Origin of the sequence: Amycolatopsis sp. DG1A-15b, from assembly GCF_030285645.1 — a bacterium.
Classification (GTDB): Bacteria; Actinomycetota; Actinomycetes; order Mycobacteriales; family Pseudonocardiaceae; genus Amycolatopsis.
Window position 1 is genome coordinate 662,814 of the sequence record NZ_CP127296.1, and the last position, 19,919, is coordinate 682,732.

The following is a 19,919-nucleotide window of genomic DNA, read 5'->3' on the forward strand; positions in this document are numbered from 1 at the left end:
GACCCTGATCACCTTCGCGGGCCGCGGCGGTCAAGATCATCGGGTTTCGTAAGCTGCACGCCTCGAAGGTGACCCGACCCCCCCGGCAGGAGGCGTGCCCGTGCCCGCGACGCTGCAGTGCATCGTCCTGGACTGTCCGGAGCCGCTCGTGCTCGCCCGCTTCTACCAGGCCCTGCTCGGCGGGGAGGTCGATCGCCCCGACCCGCGGTGGCGCGTGGACGAGGACTGGTCGACCCTGCACGTGGACGGCATGGTCCTGGGCTTCCAGCGGGCGCCGGACCACCGGCCGCCGAGCTGGCCCGACCCGTCCTTCCCGCAGCAGTTCCACCTCGACTTCGAGGTCGACGACTTCCGCGAGTCGCACCACGTGGTCCTCGCCAACGGCGGCCGGCTGCTCGACCCCGACCTCGGCGGCCGGGGCTGGCGCGTCTACGCCGATCCGGCGGGCCACCCGTTCTGCCTCCTGGGTGACTACTGAGCGCGCGGGCGCGTCCCGGCTTCGGCACGATGGCGGTATGACTGTCGCGTTTCTCGGAACCGGGATCATGGGCGCCCCGATGGCGGCCAACATCGCCAAGGCGGGCCTCGAGGTCCGGGTCTGGAACCGGACCCGGGAAAAGGCCGAGCCGCTCTCCGACCTCGCCACGGTCGCCGATTCGGCGGCGTCGGCGGCCGAAGGCGCGGACACCCTGGTGACGATGCTCGCCGACGGCCCTGCCGTCGCTGAGGCGTTCGAAGCCGCTTCGCCTGCTTCGGGAACGTTGTGGCTGCAGATGAGCACGGTCGGCCTCGACTGGACCGACCGGCTCGCCGAGCTGGCGGAGAAGGCGGGCGTGGTGTTCGTGGACGCGCCGGTGCTCGGCACCCGGCAGCCCGCGGAGCAGGCGCAGCTGCAGGTGCTGGCGTCCGGGCCGGAGGAGGCCCGGCCCAAGGCCACCCCGGTGTTCGACGCGGTCGCCGTGAAGACGCAGTGGCTCGGGCCGGCGGGCCGGGGAAGCCGCCTGAAGCTGGTGCTGAACGCCTGGGTGCTGGCGCTGACCAACGCGACGGCCGAAAGCCTCGGCCTCGCCCGCGCGCTGGACCTGGACCCGGCCCTGTTCCTGGAGACGATCAAGGGCGGCGGCCTCGACGTCGGCTACGCGCACGTGAAGGGCGGCGCGATGCTCTCGGGCGAGTACCCGCCGTCCTTCCCCGCGGGCCTGGCGGCGAAGGACGCCCGCCTGGTGGTGGAGGCGGCGGCCGAAGCCGTCGACGTGGCGGGCGCGAAGGCGGTGCTGGCCCACCTGGAGGCGGCGGTGGAAGCCGGCCACGGCGACGAGGACATGGCGGCGCTGTACCGCGCGGTGGTGAAGGAGCGTTAGAGGAGCGTCGCGAGCCGGTCCACGCCCAGGGCGCTGGTCAGGAGGCGTTCCTTCGCGTTGCCCAGCAGCTTCCGCGTCCACGGCGTGAAGCCGCCGTCCCCCACTTCGGCGAGCTCGCCACCGAAGGAGGCGTACACCTTGAAGCAGAGGCCCTCGTAGTACCCGCGGCCGCCTTCGCGGTCCGGGAACGGGTGGACCGGCACGTCCGGCACCGTGTCGAGCAGGCCCTCGAACCGGGGGTCGAGCACGGTCACGCCCAGCTCGACCGCGGACGCGCCCAGTGCCCGGCAGGCCGCGGCCAGCAGCCGGGCGTGCTCGGCCAGGTGCTGTCGCTCGAAGGCCAGGTCGCCGGCGTCCCGGCCGGCCGTCACCGCGCCGAACAGCGAGAAGTGCGCGAACAGCCCCGCCGGGACCTGCTGGGCCCGCACCACGCGCTGCACCGCGGCCAGCCGGACGACGTCCTCCGCCGAGCGCCGGACCGCCGCCTCCAGGGCCAGGCCGGTGGTGGGGTCGGCGGCGACCTCGGTGCCGCGGCCGGTCGGCACCACCCGGTGCTGGGCCACCCCGGCCACCGCCGAATGGGTGCCGAGCGGGACGAGCGGTGACAGGGTCACCAGGTCGAAGCCCGTGGCCGCGCCGAGCGCGGCGTCTTCGACCCGGCGCAGCAGAGCGAACGGCAGCGGGCTCGGCGCCGCGAACCGGTCTTCGCGGTGGCGGCGCAGCACGTCGGGCCCGGCCAGCCGGGCCGCCCGCCGGCGCGCGATCTCCAGCTGCACCGTGGTCAGGTCGGCGCCGGACAGCCCGGCCAGCACGTCGGCCGCGGTCCCGCCCGGCCCGGCGAGGACCCTCCGGCCGGGTCCGCTGTCGTGTTCCATCGCCCAGGTGTACCGCGCGGCCCCGGCCCCGGGCGACGCGTTTTCCTGGCCCGGCGGGGTGACACGGTCGGGAACCCGGCCAGGCGGTAACCTCACCAGCACCCAAAGACCCGTGAAATCGAAAACGCAGTCCCGTGAACCGAGGAGGGCCCGTGTCGGCAGGGCAGATCGCCGCGTTGATCGCCGCAGGAGCATTCGTGGTGCTGGTCGTCCTGCTGGCGATCCCGCTGATCAAGCTCGGCAAGACGCTGGACGCGGCCACCGAGGCGATCGAGCGCACCAACAGCAACACCGACCCGCTGCTGATCGGCGCGAACCAGACGATCACGCACGTCAACGCCCAGCTGGAGCGGGTCGACGGCATCACGTCGAACGCGCAGGCCGTGACCGGGAACGTCTCCGCGCTGGCGTCGGTGTTCACCGCGACCCTGGGCGGCCCGCTGGTCAAGACCGCGGCGCTGTCCTACGGGCTCAGCAAGGCGATCAAGGCGCGCAAGAAGAAGAGCGCGCTGAAGGCCGCGAAGAAGGCCGCGAAGTGAAGCGGCTGTTCTGGCTCGGCGTCGGCGTGGTCACCGGCGTCGTGCTGTCCCGCAAGGCCGCCGAAACCGCTCGTCAGGCCACCCCGGCCGGGTTAGCATCGAACCTGGGGGACGCCGTGCGCGAGCTGGCGGGCGCCGTGGGTTCGTTCGGCGCCGAGGTGCGCGCGGGCATGAACGAGCGGGAACAGGAGCTGCACGACATGGTCGAGGAGCGGACGGGCGTCACCGCGCCCCGCGCCGAAGGACGGCACGCCGCTGCCGCCCGGCGCCCGGTCCGGCGAGCTCGCCGGGCGGAGGGCTGATCCGGGCCTGCCCGGAACCCTTCCGCCGTCGCCGCCCGACCCCGTTCGTCGCCACCAGCACAAGGACTGACCCGTGGACACACACGAAATCACCGACCGCTTCCTGCGCCATTTCGAGGGCAGGGGCCACACGCGCGTGCCCAGCGCGCCGCTGATCCTCGACGACCCGAACCTGCTGTTCGTCAACGCCGGCATGGTGCAGTTCAAGCCGTACTTCCTCGGTGAGGCGCCGCCGCCGTACCCGCGCGCGACCTCCGTGCAGAAGTGCGTGCGCACGCCGGACATCGACGAGGTCGGCAAGACCACCCGGCACAACACGTTCTTCCAGATGGCCGGCAACTTTTCGTTCGGCGACTACTTCAAGGAAGGCGCCATCGAGGCCGCCTGGGAGCTGATCACCAAGCCCCAGGCCGACGGCGGCTTCGGCCTCGACCCGGACCGCATCTGGGCGACGGTCTACAACGACGACTCCGAAGCGGCCGGGCTGTGGCGCAAGCTCACCGGCCTGCCCGGCGAGCGCATCCAGGCCCGCGACGGCAAGGACAACTACTGGGACATGGGCGTGCCCGGTCCCGGCGGCCCGTGCTCGGAGATCTACTACGACCGCGGCCCGGCGTACGGCCGCGAGGGCGGCCCGGTCGCCGACGAGGACCGCTACATCGAGATCTGGAACCTCGTCTTCATGCAGGACGTCCGCGGCGACCTGAGCCCCAAGCTCGGGCACAAGCCGATCGGGGAACTGCCGAAGAAGAACATCGACACCGGCATGGGCGTCGAGCGCGTCGCGACGATCCTGCAGGGCGTCGAGAACGTCTACGAGACCGACCTCGTGCGCCCGGTCATCGGCCGCGCGGAGGAGTTCTCGGGCCGCCGCTACGGCGCGAACCACGCCGACGACGTCCGCTTCCGCGTCATCGCCGACCACGCCCGCACCGGCGTCATGCTGATCGGCGACGGCGTCACCCCGGGCAACGACGGCCGCGGCTACGTGCTGCGCCGCCTGCTGCGCCGGATCATCCGCTCCACGCGGCTGCTGGGCGTGCAGGACCCGGTGCTGCAGGAGTTCGCGAAGGTCGTCCGCGACACGATGGGCCCGACCTACCCCGAGCTCGTCACCGGCTTCGACCGGATCAACGAGGTCGTCCGGATCGAGGAGGAGGCGTTCCTCTCGACCCTGACGAGCGGTTCGCGCATCTTCGACATGGCGGCGGAGGAGACCAAGCGCGGCGGCGGCGACGTGCTGGCCGGCGACAAGGCGTTCCAGCTGCACGACACCTACGGCTTCCCGATCGACCTGACCCTCGAGATGGCGGCCGAGCAGGGCCTGACCGTCGACGAGGACGGCTTCCGCACGCTCATGAACGAGCAGCGGACCCGCGCGAAGGCGGACGCGGCGTCGCGCAAGACCGGCCACGGCGACCTTTCGGAGTACCGGAAGGTCCTGGAGCAGCACGGCGAGACCGAGTTCCTCGGCTACACCGACCTGCAGGCCGAGGCCAAGGTCGTCGCGCTGCTCGAAGACGGGCAGCCGGTCCGCAGCGTCTCCGCGGGCAAGAAGGCGGAGCTGGTCCTCGACCGCACGCCGTTCTACGCCGAGAGCGGTGGCCAGGTCGCCGACACCGGCGTGCTGCTCGGCGACGGCGTCGAGCTGAAGGTCCTGGACGTCCAGAAGATCGTGCCGGGCCTGTTCGTGCACCGCGTCGAGGTCGTCGACGGCGAGATCGGCCTGGACTCCAAGGTCACCGGCTCGGTCGACGGCCACCGACGGCTGTCCATCGAGCGCTCGCACTCCGCGACGCACCTGGTGCACGCGGCCGTCCGCGGCGCGTACGGCAAGCGCGCGGCGCAGGCGGGTTCGCTGAACTCGCCGGGCCGCATGCGGTTCGACTTCACCACGCCGGGCTCGGTGTCGGCGGACGTGCTGACCGAGGTCGAGCAGGAGGTCAACGACTACCTGCAGACCAACGTCGAGGTGCAGAGCTTCACCACGACCAAGGACAAGGCGCTCGAACTGGGCGCGGTCGCGCTGTTCGGCGAGAAGTACGGCAACGACGTCCGCGTGGTCGACATGGGCGACTACTCCCGCGAGCTCTGCGGTGGCACCCACGTCGACCGGATCGGCCAGCTCGGCCTGGTCAAGCTCGTCTCCGACGCCTCCATCGGCTCGGGCGTGCACCGCGTCGAGGCGCTCGTCGGCACCGACGCGCTCAAGTACGTCCGCAAGGAGCAGCTGCTGGTCTCGCAGCTGGCGAACACCTTCAAGGTGCCGTCGGACCAGCTGCCCGGCCGCATCGACGACGTCCTGACCCGGCTGAAGAACGCCGAGAAGGAGATCGCCCAGCTGAAGACCCAGCAGGTGCTGGGCTCGGCCGGCTCGCTGGTCGACAAGGCGCAGGAGATCAACGGCGTCACGGTCGTCGCCGAGGTCGTCCCGGACGTCGACGGCAACGGCCTGCGCGCGCTCGCCTCCGACATCCGCGGCCGGCTCGGCGCGCGGCCCGGCGTGGTGGCGCTGTTCTCCCCGGCCGGCGAGAAGCTGAGCTTCGTCGTCGCGACGACGAAGGCGGCGCAGGACAAGGGCATCGCGGCGGGCAAGCTCGTGCCGTCGTTCGCCGAGAAGATCGGCGGGCGCGGCGGCGGGAAGCCCGACATGGCCCAGGGCGGCGGCACCAACCCGGCCGGTGCGGCCGAGGCGGTCACCGCCCTCCGTTCGGCGATCGCCGGCATTGGTTAACCGCGGAAACCGCGGCCCGGACCGGCCAGGAGAAGCCGATCCGGGGCGCGGCCGCCGGCTCGGCGTGGATGTCGGATCCGTCCGGGTCGGGGTGGCGCTGAGCGATCCGGCCCCCGTGCTGGCGTCGCCATTGGTTACCCTCTCCCGCGATGCGACCGACGACAGTGATCTGGACCAGCTGGCCGCCCTCGTCACCGAGCACGAGGTGGTCGAGGTGATCGTGGGCCTGCCGCGAACGCTCGCCAACCGGCAGGGTCCGGCGGCCGAGCTGGCCATCGCGTATTCTGAACGCCTGGCCGGGCGGATAGCGCCCGTGCCGGTCCGGCTGGGTGACGAGCGGCTGACCACGGTCACCGCATCCCGCATCCTCTCCCAGCGCGGGGTCAAAGGCCGCAAACAGCGTGCGGTGGTCGACCAGGCCGCCGCCGTCGAGATCCTGCAGGCCTGGATCGACGCCGTCGCTGCGCACCGCGCCCGGGAGGGAGACCGATGAACGAGCAGCCACCTGAGCCCCCACGCGGGCGCCGGCGCCTGCGCGAGCCGGAAGCGGCCACCCCGCCGCCGTCCCGGCCCGCGCCGCGCCGCGCCGACCCGCGGGCCGCGGAAGCGCGCCGCACGCCGAGCGGGCAGCACGAGCTGCCGCCCCGCCGCGGGCAGGCACCCAGCGGCGAATACGACCTGCCCCAGCCTTCGCGCCGGACCCGGCGGGAAGAGCCGCCGGGCTACGACCCGCGCCGCGGCGCGCCGCAGCCCGGCCGTCGCCGACTCGAGCCGCCGGCCACGCTGACCCCGGCCGACGCCGAACTCGACCCCCAGGAGCGGCGGGCCGCCCCGGCCCGCGCCGCCCACGCCCGGCACGGCCTCGACGAGGGCTCCGAGATCGAGCAGCCCGCTCCGCGCCGGCGTCGTGGGGCTCCCGAGCCCGATGAGGGCCCGGAGATAGAGCAGCCCGCTCCGCGCCGGCGTCGTGGGGCTCCCAAGCCCGATGAGGGCTCCGAGATCGAGCAGCCCGCCCCGCGTCGGCGTCGCGCGGGTCCCGAGCCCGACGAGGCCGAGGACGGGCCGCCCCGGCGTCGCGCCGTGCCCCAGCGGATCGAGCCGGCGCCCGCACGGCGGCGGCGCGCCGATCCCGACGCGGCCGAGCCCCCGCCGGGCCGGCGTGGCCCGGCACCCGAGCCGGCGGAGGCCGCCGGTCCGCCGGTCCGCCGCCGGGCCACTCCCGACGCGGCCGAGGCCGTCGATCCGCGGCGGCGCCGCGCGGCGCTCGATCCCGATGCCGACCCGCGTCGCGAACCGCCCGTGCGACGGGCCGTCCAGCCGGGTGACCGCTCCGCAGGCGTGCCCGAGCCCGGCGCCGAGCCGCGCCGCCGCCCGCCGGCGCCGCCGGCCCGCGAAGAGCCGGTGACCGACGTCCTGCCCGCGCTGGCCCCGCTGCCCCCGGCCGAACCGCCGAGGACGCCACCGGAGGAGCCCGGCCTCCTCGCCGAGGACGACGAGTACGCGGACTACGACGAGTACGACGACTACGACGAGTCGGAGTACGACGAGGAGTACGACGACTACGACGAAGAGCCGCGAAAGCCGCGGAAGAAGGGCAAGCGCGCCCTCGGCTGGGTCGCCGCGATCGCGGTGATCGCCCTGCTCGCCGGCGGCGCCTGGTACGGCTTCAACAGGTTCTTCGGCTACGACGACTTCGACGGTGCCGGCACCGACGATGTGGTGTTCCAGGTCGACGACGGCGACACGACGTCGGCGATCGGCGCGAAGCTCACCACCGCGGGCGTTGTCGCCAGCACCAAGGCCTTCGTCAAGGCGGGCGAGGGCAACCCGAAGCTCGCCCGGGTCCAGCACGGCTTCTACGTGATGAAGTCGCACATGTCCGGGGCCAGCGCGGTCGACCGGATCACCGACGCGGCCGCCCGCGTCGGCCAGCTGGAGATCCGGCCGTACACGCAGTTCGACGACATCACCCAGCCCGATGGCAAGGTCACACCCGGCGTGTACAGCCTGATGGCGAAGGCGTCGTGCGCCCAGCTCAACGGCAAGAGCACCTGCGTCTCGGCGGACGACCTGCGCAAGGCCGTCGACGCGGCGGACCTGAAGCAGCTCGGCGTGCCGGACTGGGCGATCGAGCCCGCGAACAAGGCCGACCGCAAGGACCGCAGGCTGGAGGGCCTGATCGCGCCGGGGCTCTACGACGTCAAGCCCGGATCGACCGCGCAGGAGATGCTCGGGCAGCTGGTGCACACCTCGGCCGAGGCGATCCAGAACGCCGGGCTCAGCCCGCAGGCGACCGGCCCCGGGATGACGCCGTACCAGACGCTGATCATCGCCTCGATCATCGAACGCGAGGCGGTGAAGGCCGACTTCGGCAAGCTCTCGCGGACCATCTACAACCGGCTGAAGATCAACATGCGGCTGCAGATGGACTCCACGGTCAACTACGTGCTGGACCGGCCGACGCTGCTGACGGACGAAGCCGACCGGGCGAAATCCGGCGCCTACAACACCTACCGGAACACCGGGCTGCCGCCGACGCCCATCGCGGTGCCGAGTTCGGACGCGATCAAGGCCGCGGTGAAGCCGCCGGACGGCGAATGGCTGTTCTTCGTCAAGTGCGAGAAGAACGGCTTGTCCTGCTTCGCCGTCAGCAACGACGAGCACAACCGCAACCGGGACCTGGCCAAGGCCCGCGGTGTCATCTGAGGTCCGGAAGGCCGCGGTGCTGGGCAAGCCGGTGGCGCACTCGCTGTCCCCGGTGCTGCACGGCGCCGCGTTCGCCGCGCTCGGCCTGACCGGCTGGACCTACGAGCGGATCGAGACGAGCGCCGAGGAACTCCCGGGCCTGGTCGAACGCCTCGGCCCGGAGTGGACCGGGTTTTCGGTCACCATGCCGGGCAAGCGCGCGGCCCTGGACCACGCGGACGAGGTGACGCCGCGTGCGGCCGCCGTCGGCGCGGCCAACACGCTGGTCCGCACCGCGCGGGGCTGGCTCGCCGACTGCACCGACGTCGAAGGTGTCACCGGCGCGCTGCGCGCCGCGGGCGGCTACGAGCCGGCCCCCGCGGACACCGCGGTCGTGCTCGGCGCGGGCGGAACGGCGGCGGCGGCGGTCGTCGGGCTCGCCGCCCTCGGGGTCCGGCAGGTGCGGCTGGTCGTGCGCGAACCCGCCCGGGCCGGCGAAACGCTCGATGCGGCGAAGCGGGCCGCGCTCGACGTCGACGTCCTGCGCTGGGCCGAGACGGACTTCGCGGCCTTGGGGTCCGCCGCGGTGCTGGTGAACACGGTCCCGCCGGACGCGGTCGCCGCGCACGTCGCCGACCTCGCCGCGGTCAAGCACGTCCTCGACGTCATCTACCACCCGTGGCCGACACCGCTCGCCGAAGCGGTCGCGGCGCGCGGGGGCCGGCTGGCGACGGGGCTGGACATGCTGCTGCACCAGGCATTCGGCCAGGCCGAGCACTTCACCGGCCGTCCGGCCCCGCGGGCGGCGATGCGGGACGCGCTGCGCGCGGCGACGGGCAACCTGTTGCCGCTGCCGATCGAATAAACCGCTTGCGCGCGTTGATAATCTGGTCGACTGCCTTGCTGAAGGGGGTCTATCGGAATGGCCGGTCAAGAAGCGCTGAGCGACGAAGAGGTCCGGAAGGCGTGGGTCGGCGAACCGCCGAAGCTCAACTCGACCGTCACGCTCGCCGACTACGACCCGGAGTGGCCGCGGCTCTTCGAGCGCGAAGCCGAGCGGATCCGGGGCGCGCTGGGGGAGCGGGTGCTCGTGCTCGAGCACGTCGGCTCGACGTCGGTGCCGGGGCTGTGCGCCAAGCCGATCGTCGACATCCTCCTGGAGGTGCCGGACTCCGCCGACGAGGACACCTACGTCCCGGCGCTGGAGGCGGCCGGCTACCGGCTCGTCATCCGCGAACCGGACTGGGAGGAGCACCGCTGCTTCAAGGGCCCGGACACGAACGTCAACCTGTACGTCTACTCGCCGGGCAACGGCCAGACGCCGCGCTACCGCCTCTTCCGCGACCGCCTGCGCTCGCACCCGGAGGAGCTTGAGCTGTACGCGGCGAAGAAGCGTGAACTCGCCGCACGGGAGTGGAAGTACATCCAGCACTACGCCGACGCCAAGACGGAAGTGGTCGAGGAGATCCTCGCCCGCGCGCGGGCCGAGCAGTACGACGGCCACAGCGAGGCCTACGCCGAGCACGCGGAGAAGTCCGTCACCAACGCCTTCTACGACCGGCCGGCGATCCTCGACCTGGCCGGGGACGTCGACGGGCTGAGCGTGCTCGACGCCGGCTGCGCGGCCGGGCACCTGAGCGCGCTCCTGGCCGGCCGGGGTGCCGACGTCCTCGGCGTCGACTCGAGCGCGGGCATGATCGCCGTCGCGCGCCGCAAGTTCGGCGACGTCGCCCGGTTCGAGGTCGCGGACATCGCCCGGCCGCTCGCCGTGCCGGATGCCTCGATCGACGTCGTCACCGCGTCGCTCGTGCTGCACTACCTGGCGGACTGGGGCCCGGCGCTGGCGGAGTTCCGCCGGATCCTCAAACCCGGTGGGGCGCTGGTGTTCTCGGTGCACCACCCGGGCGAGGACTGGCGGTGGTTCGGCAAGGAGAACTACTTCGAGCTCGAGCTGCTGGAGGACGAGTTCCCGCCCGGCCACCACGTGCGCTTCCACCGGCGGCCGCTGAGCTGGACGTTCCAGGCGGTCCGTGACGCGGGCTTCGCGGTGGACCGCCTGGTGGAGCCGATGCCGCTCCCCGAGGCCGAAGCCGCCGATCCGAAGTGGACGGCGAACCTGCGGACCAAGCCGCGGTTCCTGTACTTCCGGGCGGTCAGTCCCGCTTGGCGAGGTCCTGGATGAGGTCGACGATCTCCCGGCTGACGGGCCGGAACACCCGCAGCCGGGAGAGCGCCGCCAGCCGGGCCAGCAGCGGGACGCTGCGCTCGACCAGCATCCGGCTGCGTTTCGTGCCCGCCGAGCGGTCGTGCACCCAGAACAGCACCACGCCCATCTGGTAGAGCCAGAGCAGCTCCGGCAGCTGTTCGCGCAGTTCCGGGTCGAGCTTGACGTCGGAGCCCTCGACGACCTCGCGCATGAGGCCGATCGACGCTTCGCGAGCGGCCGAGGAGTCGTCGCTGAACGGGCTCAGCGGCGACTCCGGGTCGGCCGCGTTGACGAAGAACTGCGTGCCGAAGCGATGGTAGGGCTCGGCGACGTCGAGCCAGCACAGCAGCACGGCCTTGAGGCGCGCCGCGAAGCCGGTCTCGCCGGTCAGCAGCAGGCGGGCCGCGGTCAGGTGCTGCCCGGCCATCTCGTCGTAGAAGCCCTGGATCAGCTGTTCCTTGGACGAGAAGTAGTAGTAGGCGTTCCCGACGGAGACGCCCGCTTCGGCGGCGATCGCGCGCATCGTCGTGCGGTCGTAGCCGTTCTCGGTGAACAGCCGCATCGCGGTCGTGACGATCAGGGACCGCGTTTCCTCGCTCTTGGCCACGCGCTGCACGTTAGCGCCGCGGCCGTCAGGGGGCGGGGAAGGGCGGGGCCTGCGGCATGCCGGGGTAGGGCAGCGGTATCGGCGCCGGCGGGGGCGGAGCCAGGTGGCGACGCCGGATGCCGTTGAAGACCAGGACGTTGAGCAGGTGCATGACGCCGAGGACGAGCGCCACCGTGCCGATCTTGACCGACAGCAGCTCGAACACCCCGCGCGTGGTCAGCTCCAGGGTGCTGCTGGTCAGGAACAGCGTCACGAAGCCGAGGCTGACCAGGTAGAAGCCGACGACCAGGAGCTGGTTGACGGCGTTGGCCAGGCCGGGGCTGTCCGCGAAGACCTCGGTGAGGAAAGTGCGGCCGTGCTTGCTCAGCGTCCGGGCGACGAGCACGGTCAGCGGAATGCTGAGCAGCAGGTAGAGCGCGTAGGCGACGATGATCAGGTCCATGGGTGCCTCCTTGTTTTGAACGTGTTCAGAAGTACCGTAGCGCGGTTTTTGAACGTGTTCAAGAGGCCTGGGTCACGTCCGCCGTCGCCGCGCTGCCGACCGCCCCGGGGCAGCCGGGGTGCGGCGCGTGCTCAGCGCGGCATCGAAACCCAGTCCGCGATGTCGGTGACGACGGCCGGGTCGACGTGCTGCGGCGACTCGTACCCGGCGGGGGTGGACGGTCCTTCGCCGCGGAAGAACAGGTGGTCGTCGGCGTCGTGGACGCGGATCGTGACGTCGGGGTGCCGGGCCAGGCCCTCCCGCCAGCGCGCGAGGTCGCCGGCCACGGTCACCTGGTAGTCGCGGCCGCCCTGCAGGATGAGGATCGGCTTGTCCAGCCCGGCCGCGGTGGCGACCGGGTCGTAGCCGCGCAGGTCCAGCCAGTACGAGGCCGGCCAGCCGAACAGCAGGTCCGCCGCCGGGGTGGCGGGTGACAGGCCGGGGTCCTCGACGAGCGCCGCCTGCCGCGCGACCGACTCGGCGGCCGCCGTGGTGGCCGGACCGGGGTTCAGCTCGGCCAGGTAGCGGGCGACCCGGACGGCCGCCCGGCTCAGCGGCAGCGTGTCACCGGCCAGGCTGATCACGCCGGCGACCGACGGGTCGGCGGCCGCGACCCGGGGCGCCGCCTTGCCGCCGCCACTGAGGCCCAGGACGAACACCCGCGCCGGGTCCACCTTCCGCTGCCGGTGGAGCAGGCGGACGGCGGCGACCGCGTGCGGCACGTACTCCTCGGCCATCGTGAAGCCGGCCGCGGAGCCGGCCTCGGGGTGGACGTGGGTCACCTTGTCGAACCGGGCCACCGCGACGCCGCGGGAGGCCAGCCCCCACGCCAGGTCCTTGAACGGCTTGTTGGGCCCGGTCGTCAGGTCGCGGTCGGCGGGCCCCGAAGCGAGCAGCACCAGGCCCGGCCACGGGCCACGCCCCCGGGGACGGGTGATCGTGCCGGGCACCGCGAGCGGGCCGGCGCCGACGGTGACCTCGTGCTCGGTGAACCGGTCCGGCTCGGCGTAGGCCGGCGGCTCCCACGTCGTGCCCGACGGCGGCGCGAGCCGGAGGCCGTGCAGCAGGCCGGCGTCGTCGACCGACATGACCACCGTGAGGCCCCCGCGTGCACCGGTCACCGGGACGCTCACCCGGACCAGCCCCGCCTTGGCCGGCTCGCTCACCGGGCCGCCGACCGCCCGGACCGGCCCGATCTTGGCGATTTCCGTCTCCCAGCCGACCCGGAGCGTCTCGGCGGACGCCGCCGCCCGCAGCCGCGGCGCGAACAACGCCTCGACCTCCGCATAGCGTCCCGTGGCCGCCATGCCGACGACCGCCGTGGCAACCGCCGCCGGACCCGTACCCGTCATCATCCCGACCTCCACCGTTCTCATGTTTTGCGAACGGTATCACCTCATGAGACTGTTGGGCAGTGGACACTTTGGAACTGCTGGGCCACCCGGCGCGGCTGCGGATCGTGCACGCCATGCGCGGCGGGCGGACGCTCACCACCGCTCAGCTCTGCGCGCTCCTGCCGGACGTCTCGAAAGCGATGGTCTACCGGCACGTCGACCTGCTCGCCGCCGGCGGGATCCTGGAGGTGGCCGACGAACGCCGGGTCCGCGGCGCGGTCGAGCGCCACTACCGGCTGTGCCGGGAACGGGCGTCCGTCGACCCCGGGGCGGTCGCGTCGATGTCGCTCGACGACCACCGGCGCGGATTCGCCGTGGCGGTGGCCGCGCTGGTCGCCGAGTTCAACGCCTACCTCGACCGCGCCGACGCCGACCCGGTCGCCGACCCCGTCGGCTACCAGCAACACGCCATCTGGCTCGACCGGGACGAACTCGCCGCCATGATCGGCGAACTGCGCGCCGCGATCCTCCCCCGGCTGGCCAACCCGGCCGCCCCCGGCCGCACCCGGTACCTGCTCAGCCCGATCCTCTTCCCCGGCGAACCACCCGCCACCGAGGCCGGCTGAACGGCCCCACCTACTACGGTGAGGCCATGCGGATCGCCATTCTCGACGACTACCAGAACGTCGCCCTCACCTTCGGTGACTGGGACTCGCTCAAGGCCGACATCACGGTCTTCACCGAACCCCTGACCGACGTCGTCAAGCAGCTGCAGGGCTTCGAAGCGGTGGTCGCGATGCGGGAGCGCACCCGCTTCCCGGCCGCGGTGCTCGACGCCCTCCCCGACCTGAAGCTGCTGGTGAGCACGGGCCAGCGGAACGCGGCCATCGACGTCGCCGCCGCGCGGCGCAACGGCGTCGTCGTGTCCGCCACCGGCTACCTCGGGGAGCCGACCGCCGAGCACACCTGGGCGCTGATCCTGGCCGCGTCGCGGAACCTGCCGCAGGAGTTCCGGTCCATGCGTGAGGGCGGCTGGCAGACGTCGGTCGGCACCATGCTGCACGGCAAGACGCTCGGCCTGCTCGGCCTCGGCAGGCTCGGCGCGGGCGCGGCGAAGATCGGGCAGGCCTTCGGGATGGAGACCATCGCCTGGAGCCGGAACCTGACGCAGGAGAAGGCGGGCCCGCACGGCGTCACCGCGGTGACCAAGGACGAGCTGTTCGCCCGGTCGGACGTGTTGTCCATCCACCTGGTCCTCGGCGAGCGCACCCGCGGCCTGGTCGGGGCGGCCGAGCTCGCCGCGATGAAGCCGACGGCGCTGCTGGTGAACACCTCCCGCGGCCCGATCGTCGACGAAGCGGCGTTGGTGGACGCGTTGCGGCGCAAGGAGATCCGCGCGGCCGCCCTGGACGTCTACGACACCGAGCCGTTCCCCGCCGACCATCCACTGAGGACACTGGACAACGCGGTCCTGACGCCGCACATCGGCTTCGTCGCCCGCGAGGTCTACGAGATCTTCTACGGCGACGCGGTCGAGGACATCGCGGCCTACCAGGCGGGGGAGCCCATCCGCGTCATGGCGGAGTGAAGGAGGTGTGCGGCCCGCCGGGGCCCGAGGTCCCCGCACCGGCCCTGCGGCGGGCCTGCACCTCTTGATGACACCACTTCGGCGAGGGCGGCGGCAGGGTCTTTGGACCCTGCCGGTGGCGTCCGTTCGGCTGGTCGGGCCGCCGCGGCTGGTCGTGAGTGAGAAACCGGGTGCTGACCCGGTTTCCCGCTGACGACCGCGTCAGGGGAACGGCACGGTCACCAGGGCGTCCGAGGCCGCGCAGGCGTTGCCGGTCGCCGCGCCCGCGGCGAAGAACGCGTCCGGCTGCCGCAGTGGCGAGCCGGCCGGCGGCAGCCGGTCCGCCCTGCAGCACCGGGACCGCGGCGCCGTTCGTGCCGAGCGCCGGGGGTGCCTCAGGCGCTTGCGGGGAGAGCGGGGGCGGTGCACGCGGCGAGCAGCAGGAGGGCGGCGAGGAAGAACCGCTTCACGCGCCCAGTTCCGCCAGGACGGCGTCGGTGTAGCGCGGCCAGACCTCGGCGGCCCACGGGCCGAACGCGCGGTCGGTCAGCGCGACGCAGGCCGCGCCCGCGTCCGGGTCGACCCAGAGGAACGTGCCCGACTGGCCGAAGTGGCCGAACGTCCGCGGCGAGCTGTTCGCGCCGGTCCAGTGCGGGCTCTTGTGGTCGCGGATCTCGAAGCCGAGGCCCCAGTCGTTGGGCTTCTGGTGGCCGAACCCGGGCAGCACGCCGGACAGCCCGGGGAACACGACGTTCGTCGCTTCGGCCACCGTGGCCGGGTCCAGCAGCTTCGGGGCCTGCAGCTCGGCGGCGAAGGCGGCCAGGTCGTCCACAGTGGACACCGCGCCGGCCGCGGGCGAGCCTTCCAGCGTGGTCGAGGTCATGCCGAGCGGGGCGAACAGCGCCTCGGCCTGGTACTGCGCGAACGGGATGCCGGAGTGGTCGGCCAGCGCGTCGGCGAGTTGTTCGAACCCGGCGTTGGAGTAGAGCCGCCGCGTGCCCGGTGCGGCCATCGCCTTGTGCGCGTCGAAGGCGAGCCCCGAGGTGTGGGCGAGCAGGTGCCGCACGGTCGAGCCCTCGGGCCCGGCCGGGGTGTCGAGCTCGACGACGCCCTCTTCGACCGCGATGAGCGCGGCGTAGGCGGTCAGCGGCTTGGAGACCGAGGCCAGCCGGAACGTGCGCGCGGTGTCGCCGTGGCGGCCCACGACGCTCCCGTCCGCTGCCACCACGGCCGTCGCGGCGTTGTCCACCGGCCACTCGTCGATCAGGCGCACGCTCTCCATGGGACCCAGCCTACGAAACGCCGCGAAGGCCCCCGCACCGGCTGTCGGGGAGCCGGTGCGGGGGCCTTCGCGGGGTGTTCGTCAGGCGTCGAGGTCGGTGGCGACCAGCTGGGCGACCGCTTCCACGGCCTCCTCGGCGCCCTCGCCCTCGGCGCTGATGACGACCTCGTCGCCGTAGCCGGCGGCCAGCGTCATCAGGTTGAGCACGCTGCCGGCGGCCACCGGGTTCCCACCGGCCTTGGCGATCTGCACCGCGACGGGCTGCGCCGCGGCCGCCTTCGCCACCAGCGCGGCCGGCCGGGCGTGCAGCCCCACCTTGCTGGCCACGGCGACGCGTTTCTCCGGCATGTTCGTCCTCTCCCTATTGATTTACGTCGGTACGGATGTTACGCGGCAGCGGTGCGCTCGAGGTCCGACTCGATCGAGTCGTCCTCGCGGCCCGGCGTCCGCAGGTTGAACTTGACGATCGCGAAGCGGAACACCACGTAGTAGATCACCGCGTAGACGAGGCCGATCGGGATCAGCAGCCACGGCTTCTGCGCCGCCGGGGCACCGAAGTTGAGCAGGTAGTCGATCGCGCCGGCCGAGAAGTTGAAGCTCTGGTGGATGCCCAGCGCGTTGCAGATCGCCAGCGAGGTGCCGGTCATGATCGCGTGGAACAGGTACAGCGGCCACGCGACGAACATGAACGAGAACTCGATCGGCTCGGTGACACCGGTCAGGAACGAGGTCAGCGCACCGGCGATCATCACACCGCCGACGACCTTCTTCTGCGCCGGGCGGGCCGTCTGCCAGATGGCCAGCGCGGCCGCGGGCAGCGCGAACATGAAGATCGGGAAGAAGCCCGTGGTGAACGAGCCCGCCGACATCTTGCCCGCGACGAAGTTGTTGATGTCGCCGCCGTCGAAGATGAACCAGACGGGGACGTTCAGCAGCTGGTGCAGACCGACCGGGATGAGCAGGCGGTTCAGCGCGCCGTAGATGCCGCCACCGACGATCGGGGACGCGGTGACCGCGTCACCGGCGGCCTCGATGCCGCTGTTGACCCAGTGGAAGACCAGGCCGAACAGCACGCCGAGGATCACCATGACGCCCGCGGTGATGATCGGGACGAACCGGCGGCCGCCGAAGAACGCCAGGTAGGCGGGCAGCTTGATGCGGTGGTACTTCTGCCACAGCAGCGCCGCCACGATGCCGACCACGACACCCGCGAGCACCGAGTACGGCCACTTGATCGGCTGGAGCTCGGTGACACCGGCCGTGTACTTCGGCAGGTCCTTCAGCGGGGCGAAGACCTGGACGACGGAGCTGAAGACGAAGAAGCCGACGACCGCCGCGACGGCGGTGGAGCCGTCGCCCTTCTTGGCGAAGCCGACGGCGATGCCGACCGCGAACAGCAGCGGCAGCCAGTTGAACAGCGTGCCGCCCGCGGCGCCCAGCACCGAGGCGACCTTGTTCCAGCCGAGGCCGTCCTTGCCGAGCATGTCGTCCTGCCCGAACCGGAGCAGGATGCCCGCCGCCGGGAGCACGGCGATCGGGAGCATGAGGCTACGGCCGAAGCGCTGAAGACCGGCGAGACCGCTGCCGCTCTTCTTCGCCCCCTCCGCGGTGGTGGAGCTCATCTGGATCCTCCATAGTGGGGTGGTTGACCGGGTTCCGGGGTGTTCCGGTCCAACTGCATGGTCACCTGGTAGTGATCTCCCCGGTACCAGGACGTGATGTCTTCGATCGGGTCGCCGCCTGCGCGGGAGACCCGCCGGAACACGAGCAGCGGGCTGCCGGCACGCATGCCGAGCAGCCGGGCCGTCTCGCGGTCCGCACCTTCGGCCCAGACCGTCTGCCACGCCTGGTCGGGACGCACACCGTACGTCTCGGCCAGTTGCGCGTAAATGGACTGGGTCAGGTCGAGCCCGAGCAGGCCGGGAGCCCGGCCCGCGTGGTACCAGCCGCGCTCGACGGCCAGGGGCACGCCGTCGGCGTGGCGCAACCGCACCAGGTGGTGCGCGGACGCGCCCTCGGCCAGGCCGAGGGCGTGTGCCGAGGCGGTGGGCGGCACCTCGGTGGCCGCCGAGACCACCTCGGTCGTCGGGGTCAGCCCCCGCCTCCGCATGTCGTCGGTGAACGACATCAGGTAGAGCTGCAGCTCCATCCGCCGGGCCGCGGTGAACGTGCCCTTGCCGCGGACCCGGGCGAGCAGGCCCTCCTCGACCAGCTTGCCGATCGCCGACCGGACCGTGAGCCGCGACACGCCGTAGCGCTGCGCCAGCTCGCGTTCCGACGGGATCGGCGCACCCGGCGGGAGCTCGCGCTCCACCGTGCGGCGGAGGATTTCCCGCAGCTGGGCGTGCTTGGGCGTGGGCCCGTTGACAACCTTGTCGGGCGGCGGGACGTGCGCGGCCGCGCTCATCGGCGTCACCCTCCTCGTTCTCGCTTCACCGGGGGACCGGTGCTCGCGTCCGGGCCGGAACATTGGTACGTTCCGGTCTAGACCAATGATCTGATGGGGCAGGATGCTCCGCCGTGCGGACGGGTGTCAACCACCGTTATCCGTTCGTGGCCCGCGGCGGGGTGCAAGCGGGCGAACGGCGTAGTACAGGTGGACACGCGGTTCGCGTCAGGTTGGGAACAAACAGTGATCAAGGAGACCGCGATGGCGGATGACAGGCCCGAAAAGATCCTCGCCGCACTCGGCGGCACGGGGAACCTCACCGAGATCGAGGGCTGCATCACGCGGCTGCGCTGCGAGGTCGAGGACATGAGCCTCGTCGACGAGGGCGCGCTCAAGAAGGCCGGCGCCATGGGCGTGGTCAAGATGGGGTCGACGGCCCTGCAGGTGATCGTCGGGCCGGAGGCGGACACCATCGCCAGCGACATCGAGGACCTGCTGTGACGTTCGACATCCTCAGCCCGGTCGCCGGGCGCGTGGTGCCGATCACCGAGGTTCCCGACCCGGTGTTCGCGCAGGCCATGGTGGGCCCGGGCATCGCGGTGCAGCCCGCGGGCGGCCGGTCGGACGCGGTCGCGCCGGTCGACGGCACGGTGGCGACGCTGCACCCGCACGCCTACGTCATCGCGACCGAGGACGGCAAGGCCGTGCTGGTCCACCTGGGCATCGACACGGTCAAGGAGAAGGGCGAGGGCTTCACGCTGCACGTCGTCAAGGGCGAGCAGGTGCGGGCCGGTCAGCCGATCGTCAGCTGGGACCCGGAGGCGGTGACCGCCGCGGGCTACTCGGCGATCGTCCCGGTCGTCGCGCTGGACGCCTCGGCGGAGGTTTTGTCCGGTTTGGACGCCGAGCGCGAGGTCGCCGCCGGCGACCGGCTGTTCGCCTGGGACGCCTGAGCTCCTGTTGTCACACGAAGGGCCCTTGTGGACGATCGTCCACAAGGGCCCGTTCGCGCGTCCGGCTCGTCAGCCGGTGACGACCTTCCCGTTCTCGACCTTGACCGGCACCGACGGCAGCGGCTTGTTCGCCGGGCCCTGCTTGACCTCGCCGGTGAGCGCGTTGAACACCGAACCGTGGCACGGGCAGACCAGATCGGCGCCCTTCGGCGTGACAGTGCAGCCCTGGTGCGTGCACACGGCGCTGAACGCGGCGCAGGCCGACTCGGACGTCCGGGCCACGATCACGTCGGACCCGTCCGGGGCCTTCGCCGCCTTCGCCTGCCCGATCGGGACTTCGGCGAGCGCGACCAGCGGCGTTCCGGCGGCGATCGGCGCCTGCGCGGTGCCCGACTTGGCGTTCGGCTCCGACGAGCAGGCGGTGAGGGCGACGGCGCCGACGGCGGCACCGGCGACGGCGGCACCGGTGGACAGGACGGTGCGGCGGGAGTGCAGTTCGGCTGTCATGACCTGAAGAACGAGAGCGCCACCCATTAGGTTCAATCCGCGGTGAACCGGATCGCCCCCTGTTCCGTGTATCTACCGGAGTGGGTGTGGAGTGGAG

At 72.3% G+C, this 19,919-nt stretch carries 22 protein-coding genes; 13 read left to right on the top strand and 9 right to left on the bottom strand.

Features of this window, described 5'->3' with window-relative positions; genetic code table 11:
- Nucleotides 1–100 precede the first annotated feature (100 nt).
- Together QRY02_RS03090 and QRY02_RS03095 are read left to right on the top strand one after the other, a co-directional pair.
- A complete protein-coding gene (locus tag QRY02_RS03090; protein ID WP_285989971.1) occupies nt 101–478 on the top strand; it encodes a VOC family protein in 378 nt (125 codons plus the stop codon).
- 37 nt (nt 479–515) lie between these two features.
- On the top strand, nt 516–1,361 hold the full coding sequence (locus QRY02_RS03095; protein ID WP_285989972.1) for an NAD(P)-dependent oxidoreductase: 846 nt from the start codon (nt 516–518) through the stop codon (nt 1,359–1,361).
- Here QRY02_RS03095 and QRY02_RS03100 read toward each other — a convergent pair.
- On the bottom strand, nt 1,358–2,236 hold the full coding sequence (locus tag QRY02_RS03100; RefSeq protein WP_285989973.1) for a hypothetical protein: 879 nt from the start codon (nt 2,234–2,236) through the stop codon (nt 1,358–1,360). The genes QRY02_RS03095 and QRY02_RS03100 overlap by 4 nt on opposite strands.
- Before the next feature lie 152 nt (nt 2,237–2,388).
- On the opposite strand from QRY02_RS03100, the gene QRY02_RS03105 reads away from it, so the two are divergent.
- The 7 genes from QRY02_RS03105 to QRY02_RS03135 all read left to right on the top strand — a co-directional run bounded on the left by QRY02_RS03105 (nt 2,389) and on the right by QRY02_RS03135 (nt 10,678).
- Nucleotides 2,389–2,775, top strand: coding sequence for a DUF948 domain-containing protein (locus QRY02_RS03105; protein ID WP_086678291.1), 387 nt, complete (start codon nt 2,389–2,391; stop codon nt 2,773–2,775).
- The gene (locus QRY02_RS03110) at nt 2,772–3,077 is read left to right on the top strand and encodes a hypothetical protein (protein ID WP_091308341.1); all 306 of its coding nucleotides are present in this window, start codon (nt 2,772–2,774) and stop codon (nt 3,075–3,077) included. Before QRY02_RS03105 ends, QRY02_RS03110 begins: the two co-directional genes overlap by 4 nt.
- A 73-nt stretch (nt 3,078–3,150) precedes the next feature.
- Nucleotides 3,151–5,811: an alanine--tRNA ligase gene (gene alaS, locus QRY02_RS03115; protein ID WP_285989974.1), complete on the top strand. Its 2,661-nt coding sequence runs from the start codon at nt 3,151–3,153 to the stop codon at nt 5,809–5,811.
- Nucleotides 5,812–5,875: 64 nt separating this feature from the next.
- Nucleotides 5,876–6,304, top strand: a complete 429-nt coding sequence (gene ruvX, locus QRY02_RS03120) for a Holliday junction resolvase RuvX (RefSeq protein ID WP_020645192.1) — start codon at nt 5,876–5,878, stop codon at nt 6,302–6,304.
- Nucleotides 6,301–8,517: an endolytic transglycosylase MltG gene (mltG, locus tag QRY02_RS03125; RefSeq protein ID WP_285989975.1), complete on the top strand. Its 2,217-nt coding sequence runs from the start codon at nt 6,301–6,303 to the stop codon at nt 8,515–8,517. The genes ruvX and mltG overlap by 4 nt, the downstream gene beginning before the upstream one ends.
- On the top strand, nt 8,507–9,361 hold the full coding sequence (locus tag QRY02_RS03130) for a shikimate dehydrogenase (RefSeq protein ID WP_285989976.1): 855 nt from the start codon (nt 8,507–8,509) through the stop codon (nt 9,359–9,361). Before mltG ends, QRY02_RS03130 begins: the two co-directional genes overlap by 11 nt.
- A gap of 57 nt (nt 9,362–9,418) precedes the next feature.
- A complete protein-coding gene (locus QRY02_RS03135; RefSeq protein WP_285989977.1) occupies nt 9,419–10,678 on the top strand; it encodes a GrpB family protein in 1,260 nt (419 codons plus the stop codon).
- Here QRY02_RS03135 and QRY02_RS03140 read toward each other — a convergent pair.
- From QRY02_RS03140 to QRY02_RS03150, 3 genes are all read right to left on the bottom strand, one after another.
- Entirely contained in the window at nt 10,650–11,309 is a 660-nt protein-coding gene (locus QRY02_RS03140; RefSeq protein ID WP_285989978.1) for a TetR/AcrR family transcriptional regulator, read from the bottom strand. The two genes, QRY02_RS03135 and QRY02_RS03140, sit on opposite strands and share 29 nt — an antisense overlap.
- A gap of 25 nt (nt 11,310–11,334) precedes the next feature.
- Nucleotides 11,335–11,751 carry a hypothetical protein gene (locus QRY02_RS03145; RefSeq protein WP_285989979.1) on the bottom strand — a complete coding sequence of 139 codons (417 nt, stop codon included), beginning with the start codon at nt 11,749–11,751 and terminating at the stop codon, nt 11,335–11,337.
- A gap of 131 nt (nt 11,752–11,882) precedes the next feature.
- Complete coding sequence (locus QRY02_RS03150; RefSeq protein ID WP_285989980.1) at nt 11,883–13,166, bottom strand: alpha/beta hydrolase; 1,284 nt, start codon at nt 13,164–13,166, stop codon at nt 11,883–11,885.
- A gap of 38 nt (nt 13,167–13,204) precedes the next feature.
- On the opposite strand from QRY02_RS03150, the gene QRY02_RS03155 reads away from it, so the two are divergent.
- Nucleotides 13,205–13,750 carry a helix-turn-helix domain-containing protein gene (locus tag QRY02_RS03155; protein WP_285989981.1) on the top strand — a complete coding sequence of 182 codons (546 nt, stop codon included), beginning with the start codon at nt 13,205–13,207 and terminating at the stop codon, nt 13,748–13,750.
- 26 nt (nt 13,751–13,776) lie between these two features.
- Nucleotides 13,777–14,712, top strand: a complete 936-nt coding sequence (locus QRY02_RS03160) for a D-2-hydroxyacid dehydrogenase family protein (RefSeq protein WP_285989982.1) — start codon at nt 13,777–13,779, stop codon at nt 14,710–14,712.
- Between the two features lie 445 nt (nt 14,713–15,157).
- Here the strand turns inward: QRY02_RS03160 and QRY02_RS03165 are convergent, their stop codons facing one another.
- From QRY02_RS03165 to QRY02_RS03180, 4 genes are all read right to left on the bottom strand, one after another.
- Entirely contained in the window at nt 15,158–15,973 is an 816-nt protein-coding gene (locus QRY02_RS03165) for a serine hydrolase domain-containing protein (protein ID WP_285989983.1), read from the bottom strand.
- Nucleotides 15,974–16,054: 81 nt separating this feature from the next.
- On the bottom strand, nt 16,055–16,321 hold the full coding sequence (locus QRY02_RS03170) for an HPr family phosphocarrier protein (protein WP_103335999.1): 267 nt from the start codon (nt 16,319–16,321) through the stop codon (nt 16,055–16,057).
- Nucleotides 16,322–16,359: 38 nt separating this feature from the next.
- Nucleotides 16,360–17,595: a PTS transporter subunit EIIC gene (locus tag QRY02_RS03175; protein WP_285989984.1), complete on the bottom strand. Its 1,236-nt coding sequence runs from the start codon at nt 17,593–17,595 to the stop codon at nt 16,360–16,362.
- Complete coding sequence (locus QRY02_RS03180) at nt 17,592–18,380, bottom strand: GntR family transcriptional regulator (protein ID WP_285989985.1); 789 nt, start codon at nt 18,378–18,380, stop codon at nt 17,592–17,594. Before QRY02_RS03180 ends, QRY02_RS03175 begins: the two co-directional genes overlap by 4 nt.
- A 243-nt stretch (nt 18,381–18,623) precedes the next feature.
- Here QRY02_RS03180 and QRY02_RS03185 point away from each other — a divergent pair, with 243 nt between their 5' ends.
- Nucleotides 18,624–18,863, top strand: a complete 240-nt coding sequence (locus QRY02_RS03185; protein ID WP_285989986.1) for a PTS sugar transporter subunit IIB — start codon at nt 18,624–18,626, stop codon at nt 18,861–18,863.
- A complete protein-coding gene (locus tag QRY02_RS03190; protein ID WP_285989987.1) occupies nt 18,860–19,315 on the top strand; it encodes a PTS sugar transporter subunit IIA in 456 nt (151 codons plus the stop codon). The genes QRY02_RS03185 and QRY02_RS03190 overlap by 4 nt, the downstream gene beginning before the upstream one ends.
- Before the next feature lie 69 nt (nt 19,316–19,384).
- On the opposite strand, the gene QRY02_RS03195 is transcribed toward QRY02_RS03190, so the two are convergent.
- A complete protein-coding gene (locus tag QRY02_RS03195) occupies nt 19,385–19,822 on the bottom strand; it encodes a QcrA and Rieske domain-containing protein (protein ID WP_285989988.1) in 438 nt (145 codons plus the stop codon).
- Nucleotides 19,823–19,919 lie beyond the last annotated feature (97 nt).

What these genes read in the sequence shown, in the direction of transcription:
- QRY02_RS03135 (WP_285989977.1), top strand. Translation starts at nt 9,419, where the DNA reads ATGGCCGGTCAAGAAGCGCTGAGCGACGAAGAGGTCCGGAAGGCGTGG.
- QRY02_RS03095 (WP_285989972.1), top strand. Translation starts at nt 516, where the DNA reads ATGACTGTCGCGTTTCTCGGAACCGGGATCATGGGCGCCCCGATGGCG.
- QRY02_RS03180 (WP_285989985.1), bottom strand. Translation starts at nt 18,380, where the DNA reads ATGAGCGCGGCCGCGCACGTCCCGCCGCCCGACAAGGTTGTCAACGGG.
- QRY02_RS03195 (WP_285989988.1), bottom strand. Translation starts at nt 19,822, where the DNA reads ATGACAGCCGAACTGCACTCCCGCCGCACCGTCCTGTCCACCGGTGCC.
- QRY02_RS03100 (WP_285989973.1), bottom strand. Translation starts at nt 2,236, where the DNA reads ATGGAACACGACAGCGGACCCGGCCGGAGGGTCCTCGCCGGGCCGGGC.
- mltG (WP_285989975.1), top strand. Translation starts at nt 6,301, where the DNA reads ATGAACGAGCAGCCACCTGAGCCCCCACGCGGGCGCCGGCGCCTGCGC.
- QRY02_RS03150 (WP_285989980.1), bottom strand. Translation starts at nt 13,166, where the DNA reads ATGAGAACGGTGGAGGTCGGGATGATGACGGGTACGGGTCCGGCGGCG.
- QRY02_RS03165 (WP_285989983.1), bottom strand. Translation starts at nt 15,973, where the DNA reads ATGGAGAGCGTGCGCCTGATCGACGAGTGGCCGGTGGACAACGCCGCG.
- QRY02_RS03160 (WP_285989982.1), top strand. Translation starts at nt 13,777, where the DNA reads ATGCGGATCGCCATTCTCGACGACTACCAGAACGTCGCCCTCACCTTC.
- QRY02_RS03175 (WP_285989984.1), bottom strand. Translation starts at nt 17,595, where the DNA reads ATGAGCTCCACCACCGCGGAGGGGGCGAAGAAGAGCGGCAGCGGTCTC.
- QRY02_RS03145 (WP_285989979.1), bottom strand. Translation starts at nt 11,751, where the DNA reads ATGGACCTGATCATCGTCGCCTACGCGCTCTACCTGCTGCTCAGCATT.
- QRY02_RS03185 (WP_285989986.1), top strand. Translation starts at nt 18,624, where the DNA reads ATGGCGGATGACAGGCCCGAAAAGATCCTCGCCGCACTCGGCGGCACG.
- QRY02_RS03170 (WP_103335999.1), bottom strand. Translation starts at nt 16,321, where the DNA reads ATGCCGGAGAAACGCGTCGCCGTGGCCAGCAAGGTGGGGCTGCACGCC.